This window comes from Kitasatospora sp. NPDC059571 (assembly GCF_042735675.1).
Taxonomy (GTDB): Bacteria; Actinomycetota; Actinomycetes; order Streptomycetales; family Streptomycetaceae; genus Kitasatospora.
The window spans coordinates 1-6,702 of record NZ_JBHWBW010000436.1; the positions used below are offsets into that span (position 1 = coordinate 1).

3 protein-coding genes are annotated in these 6,702 nt (G+C 74.1%); 2 read left to right on the forward strand and 1 reads right to left on the reverse strand.

Annotated elements, in window-relative coordinates; translation table 11 throughout:
- On the reverse strand, positions 1-1,568 hold a 1,568-nt coding region (locus tag ACFV0G_RS32135), incomplete at its 3' end, for an amino acid adenylation domain-containing protein (RefSeq protein ID WP_380555636.1).
- A 236-nt stretch (positions 1,569-1,804) separates the two neighbouring features.
- Here ACFV0G_RS32135 and ACFV0G_RS32140 point away from each other — a divergent pair.
- Together ACFV0G_RS32140 and ACFV0G_RS32145 are read left to right on the forward strand one after the other, a co-directional pair.
- The gene (locus tag ACFV0G_RS32140) at positions 1,805-4,927 is read left to right on the forward strand and encodes a putative bifunctional diguanylate cyclase/phosphodiesterase (RefSeq protein ID WP_380555638.1); all 3,123 of its coding nucleotides are present in this window, start codon (positions 1,805-1,807) and stop codon (positions 4,925-4,927) included.
- Between the two features lie 80 nt (positions 4,928-5,007).
- Entirely contained in the window at positions 5,008-6,615 is a 1,608-nt protein-coding gene (locus tag ACFV0G_RS32145) for a phospholipase (RefSeq protein ID WP_380555640.1), read from the forward strand.
- The last annotated feature ends 87 nt before the right edge of the window (positions 6,616-6,702 follow it).

Genomic DNA, 6,702 nt, shown 5'->3' on the forward strand with positions numbered 1-6,702 from the left:
TGCCGGCCGCGCGTGGTGTACTCCGCGGTGCCCACCCGACCCCCGCCGTGCCCCGCGCCGGGCCCGACCGGGGCGTGGCCCACGTCCGGGTGCGGGGCCCCCCCCGACTCCCCCCCGCCCGGGTCGACCCGGTAGCCGCGGATCTTGACCTGGTCGTCGGCCCGGCCGATCAGCTCCAGGGCGCCGTCCGGGCGCCACCGCCCGGTGTCGCCGGTGCGGTACATCCGCCCGCCGGGCGTGCCCGCGTACGGCTCGGGCAGGAACCGCTCGGCGGTGAGGGCGGGCCGCCGCCAGTAGCCGCGGGCCAGCCCCGGGCCGCCGAGGTAGACCTCGCCCTTCTCGCCGGGCGGCACCGGCCGCAGCGCCGTGTCCAGCACGTGCACGAAGGTGCCGAGCAGCGGGCGGCCGACCGGGACGGGCGCGTGCGCGGGCTGGGCCAGCAGCTCCTCGCCGATCTCGCCGACGGTCGAGGTGATGCCGGTCTCGGTGAGCCCGTAGGCGTTGAGCAGCCGGGTGCCGGGCAGCCGCCGCAGCGTGGTGCGGCAGTCCTCGGCGGGGACGGTGTCGCCGCCGACGATCAGCAGCCGCAGTGCGGTGGCCGGGCGCCGGTTCTCGGGCAGCACGGCGAGCAGCCGGTGCCAGTAGCTGGGCGTCAGATCGGCAACGGTGATGGCGAGTTCGGGCAGCCGGTGGGCGAGCTCGATGGGCGCCCAGGTGTGCCGGCCGCCGAGGACGAGGGTCGCCCCGTTCAGCAGCGGGGTGAAGATCTGCTCCAGCGAGGTGTCGAAGCCGAGCGCGCCGAGCTGGAGCACCCGGTCGGTGGGCGCCATGCCGTACACCTCGGCGATCCGCGACAGCGTGAACACCATCGTGCGGTGGCTCACCGGCACGCCCTTGGGGCGCCCGGTGGTGCCGGAGGTGTAGATCAGGTAGGCGAGGTCGTCCGGATCGGTGAGGTCGGGCGGCGGCGCGGCCCCCGGCGGGCCCGGCGAGCGGTACGCCTCGACCATCACCGCACCCGGGAAGAGCCGGGCGTGGTCGCTGCTGGTCAGCACCGGTCCGGCGCCGCAGTCCGCGGCGAGCTGCTGCAGCCGCAGGTCGGGGTGGGCGGGGTCGAGCGGCAGGAACGCGCCGCCCGCCTTGAGCGCGGCCAGGAGGGCGACCACCATGTCCCCGCTGCGCTCCAGGCAGACCGGCACGACCCGGTCCGGGCCGACGCCGATCGTGCGCAGCTCCTCGGCGAGGCGGTCGCTGCGGCCGTCGAGCTCCTCGTAGCTGAGCGGCCCGTCGTCGCAGAGCACCGCGACCGCGCCGGGCCGGCGGGCCGCCTGCTCCCGGAACAGCCCGTGCACCGTCCGCCCGGGGGTGCCGCGGCCGGTGGGCCGCAGGTCGTGCCAGCGGGCCGTGACCTCCTGCCGGCAGGCCTCCCGGCCGGTCGGGCCGAACACCCTCCGCCACCCGTCGGGAACGGGGACATCACCCGTCCAGATCGCATACTGACCGTCCGCGTTCACCAGAACGAGGCTGTTCCCGGGATCGGGCTGCTGGGCGTGAATCGACTGGTCCACCGGCGTTGACCTCGACAGACGGCGGAGGGAATGCCCGGAACGGGATCGGCGAGCAGTTTCACGGCCGTGGTCTCCGCCGCCCGGCACGGCCATTCTCCGGCATGTCCGCTCTCCGACATTCTCGACTATAGGCACCCGGTGCTCGCTATGTATGATTGAGATCGCTCTGTCCCTGACACCTTCGTCCCGAGCCCGACCGAGCCGATCGGCTCGCCGCCTCCGAGGGGGTAGCCGGGTTGACGCGTCGACGACAACGGCTGACGGCCGGTTACCTCGCGTGGATCGCACTGCTCACGGCGGTGTACTACCGCTTCCCGTCCGACCGCATCATCTGGTGGACGGGCATCGGCCTCAGCGCCTTCGCGGCCATCATCGTCGGGGTGCGGCTGAACAGGCCGGCGCACCCGATGTCCTGGTACCTGCTGGCGGTGGCGAACCTCAGCTTCACCGCGGGCGAGGTCGTCCAGGTCATCCAGACCGACTACCTGCACCAGAACGACTTCCCGTCGATCGCGGACGGCTTCTACCTCGCCGAGTACCTGCTGTACGGCTTCGGCGTGTGGGGCTTCATCCGCTGGCGCACCGCCCACCAGGACCGCGGCAGCCTGATCGACGCACTCACCCTCACCGTCGGTCTCGCCCTGCTCAGCTGGACGTACCTGATCACCCCGTACGCCCAGAACCCCGAGCTGACCTGGTTCCAGAAGGCCGTCTCGATCGCCTACCCGCTCGGCGACGTCCTGGTGCTCGCCCTGCTGCTGCGGCTGCTGGTGCCCCGCGGAGGCAAGAGCCCGGCGCTGCTGCTGCTCACCATCGGCACCGTCGGCCTGCTCGTCTCCGACGTGCTCTACGGACTGATCCAGCTGCACGGCGTGTGGCGGATCGGCACCCCGGTGGACCTCGGCTGGGCGGTGCTGTACGCCGCCTGGGGCGCCGCCGCGCTGGAGCCGTCGATGGTCGAGCTGACCAGGCCCGTCCCGACCCAGCCGGCCGACATCACCCGCGGCCGGATCGCGCTGCTCACGATGGCCTCGCTGATCGCGCCGGTGATGCTGCTCGCCGACGTCACCCACAGTGACGCGACCAACGCGGCGGTGATCGGCGGGTTCTCCGCGGTGCTGTTCCTGCTGGTGCTCTCCCGCCTCGCCGGGGTGGTGCTGGCCTACCGGCACGCGGTGGAGCGCGAGCGGGTGCTCCGGGTGGCCGGCGCCGGCCTGGGCGGCGCCACCACCGTCGAGCAGGTCGCCGAGTCGGTGCGCACCGCGGCCTCCGCGCTGCTGCCCGCCGAGCCCGCCCACGTGGCGCTGCTCGCGGTCAGCGAGGAGGGCAGCCTGAAGATCGGGCCGGACGACCCCCTGGAGGTGGAGCACATCGCCCGGGAGAGCCGGCTCGTGCCCGTCTCACGGCTCGGCCCCGCCCTGGCCGAGCGGCTGGACGGCGCACCGGCCGCACTGGTCTGCCCGCTCGTCCTCGACAAGCGGGCGATCGGTTCCCCGCTGATCGGCGTCCTGGTGGTGGGCGGCACCGAGCAGCGGCTCACGGCCTTATGGGGCACGCTGGACATCCTCGCCGGCCAGGCCGCGCTGGCGGTCGAACGCGTCACGCTGAGCGCCGAGATCACCCGGCGCAACAGCGAGCTGTACTTCCGCACCCTGGTGCAGAGCGCCTCCGACGTGATCCTGATCCTGCGCGCCGACGACACCATCCGCTACGCCTCGTCCTCCGCGGACCGGGTGCTCGGCCACCCGTCCCTGGACGGCCGCGCGCTCACCGACCTGGTGCCGCCGGAGGACAGCCGCGCCGTCAACCAGGCGCTGATCCGGATGCGCACCCGTGAGCAGGCCGAGCAGCGCGAGCACTGGCGGCTGCTGCGCGGCGACCGCAGCGTGATCGAGGCCGAGGTGCGCTGGAACGACCTGCGCGACGACCCGACGGTCGGCGGGCTGGTGCTCACCCTGCGCGACGTCACCGACCAGCGGCAGATGGAGCGCGAACTCACCCACCGGGCGTTCCACGATTCGCTCACCGGGCTCGCCAACCGGGTGCTGTTCCAGGACCGGGTCGGCCACGCGCTCTCCCGCAGCGGTCGGCGCGGCACGGTGGCGGGCGTGCTCTTCATCGACCTGGACGACTTCAAGATGGTCAACGACACCCAGGGCCACGCCGTCGGCGACGAGCTCCTGGTGGCGGTCTCGCTGCGGATCTCCACCGCGCTGCGCACCTCGGACACCGCGGCCCGGCTCGGCGGCGACGAGTTCGCGGTGCTGGTCGAGGACGCGCTGTCGCCGGACGACGTGGGGGCGACCGCCTCCGCGGTGCTCTCGGTCTTCGAGGAGCCGTTCCGGCTCAGCTCCGGAGCCGTCCGGGTGGCCGCCAGCGTCGGCGTCGCCACCACCGAGGACAGCGAGGACTCCGCCGAGCTGCTCACCCACGCGGACCTGGCGCTGTACTCGGCGAAGGCCGCGGGGAAGCGGCAGTGGTGCGCCTACCAGCCGGCCCTCCAGGCCGGGCTGGTGGAGCGGCACGAGCTGAACGAGAGCCTGGACAGCGCGATCGCCGAGTCCGCGTTCGCGCTCTTCTACCAGCCGATCGTGGACCTCGCCGGCGGGGAGCTGGTGGCCTTCGAGGCGCTGGTGCGCTGGCCGCACGAACGGCGCGGCATGGTGCTGCCGGAGGAGTTCATCTCGCTGGCGGAGGAGAGCGGGCAGATCGTGCCGCTCGGTGCCTGGGTGCTGGAGCGGGCGGTCGCGGACGCGGTGCGCTGGCAGCAGCAGAGCGCGGGTCTGCGGGAGACCGCCGGCCGCCCCCAGCTGCGGGTCAGCGTCAACGTCTCGGCCCGGCAGTTCCGCGACGCGGGCTTCGTCGACACCGTGCGGCAGGTGGTCGAGCACAGCGGCATCGCGCCCGGGAGCCTGGTGCTGGAGCTGACCGAGAGCGTGCTGATGCGCCGTGACGAGCGGGTCAGGACCGACATGCAGATGCTCGGCGACCTCGGGGTGCGGATCGCCATCGACGACTTCGGCACCGGCTACTCCTCGCTGAGCTACCTGCGCGAGTTCCCGATCTCCATCCTGAAGATCGACAAGTCGTTCATCGACGGACTCGGCCACTCCCAGCAGCAGTTCGCGCTGGTGGAGGGCATCACGCGGATCGCGGACACCCTCGGCGTCCAGGTCATCGCGGAGGGTATCGAGAACACGGTCCAGCGCGACCTGCTGGCCGCCATGGGCTGCCCGCTGGGCCAGGGCTACCTGTTCGCCCGTCCGCTGACGGCCGATCAGGCCGGGCGGCTGGTGCGGGACGACGCGGAGCCGGCCGGGGTGCGGATCGGCGGGCGGGGGCGCTCCGAGCCGCTGTGACCGTCCCGGTGTGATCATCTGGTGGGCCGTCAAGTTACCATTGGGTAGATTGTTGGTGACCCGCCAAAGGAATGCCCTCCGTGCCTGACCGCCGCCCGCGCCGCCCCGGCCGCGCCGCCCGCCCGCTGCTCGTGCTCGCCGCCGTCCTCGGCGTGCTGCCCGTCGCACCCGCTCGCGCCGCGACCGCAGCGGCGCCCGCAGCCCCCTCCGCCACCCCGCACCTGGACGCCGTCGAGGCGGCGCTGCGCACCGTCTCCCCGGGCCTGGAGGGGCAGGTCTGGCAGCGCAGCGAGGGCAACCGTTTCGACGGGGTGCTGCAGACCCCGGGCTGCTGGGGCGACGACGCCTGCCGCGAGCGGCCCGGCAGCGCCGATCTGCTCGCCCGCACCACCGCCGCGGTCGCCGGCGCCACCCGGTCGGTCGACATCTCCTCGCTGGCGCCGTTCCCGAACGGCGGGTTCGAGGACGCCCTGGTGGCCGGGCTGCGGGCGGCCACCGCCGACGGCCGGCACCTCACCCTGCGGATCCTGGTCGGCGCCGCGCCGCTCTACCACCTGAACGTCCGCCCGGCCGCCTACCGCGACGAGCTGCTCGCCCGGCTCGGCCCGGCGGCCGGACAGGTCGCGCTCACCGTCGCCTCCGCCACCACCTCGCGCACCGGACTGTCCTGGAACCACTCCAAGCTCCTCGTGGTGGACGGCCGCACCGTCATCGCCGGCGGGATCAACGGGTGGAAGGACGACTACCTGGACACCGCCCACCCGGTCACCGATGCCGACATCGAGCTCACCGGCCCCGCGGCGGCCTCGGCCGGCCGCTTCCTGGACACCATGTGGTCCTGGACCTGCGACAACTCCGGCGGCCTCGGCCAGAACGTCTGGCTGGCCGGCCCGGCCGGCGGAGCCTGCCCGCGGGCCCTCGGCGAGCCGCCCGCCGCGCCCGCCGGCAGCGTCCCGGTGATCGCCGTCGGCGGCCTCGGGATCGGCGTCCGCACCGCCGACCCGGCCTCCGCCTACCGCCCGCGGCCGCTCGACCCGGCCCCGACCCGGTGCGGCGTCGGCCTGCCCGACCGCACCAACGCCGACCGCGACTACGAGACGGTCAACCCTGAGGAGAACGCGCTGCGCGCGCTGGTCGCCGGCGCCCGGGAGCACATCGAGATCTCCCAGCAGGACCTCAACGCCACCTGCCCGCCACTGCCCCGCTACGACCAGCGGCTCTACGACGCCCTGGCGGAGCGGCTCGCGGCCGGCGTCAAGGTGCGGATCGTGGTCAGCGACCCCGCGAACCGCGGGGCGGTCGGCAGCGGCGGCTACTCGCAGATCCGCTCGCTGAGCGAGGTCTCCGACGTGCTGCGCGAGCGCCTGGTGCGGCTGACCGGTGACCGGGCGAAGGCGGGCGCGGTGCTCTGCGGCGGCCTCCAGCTGGCGTCCTTCCGGTCCGCGTCCGGTGCCACCTGGGCCGACGGCCATCCGTACGCGCTGCACCACAAGCTGGTGTCGGTGGACGGCGAGGCGTTCTACACCGGCTCGAAGAACCTCTACCCGGCCTGGCTGCAGGACTACGGCTACGTCGTGGAGGACCGGGCCGCGGCCGCCCGCCTCGACGCCGAGGTGCTGGCCCCCGAGTGGCGCTACTCCGGTCCCGCCGCGGTGGTCGACTGGCAGCGCGGGGTCTGCTCGGGCTGAGGCCGCGCCGCCGGCGGCCCCCCCCCCCCCGCGCGGGGGCCCGCCCCGCGCCCTGGGCCCCCGGGCGATAAAAAAAAAACCGCAGGC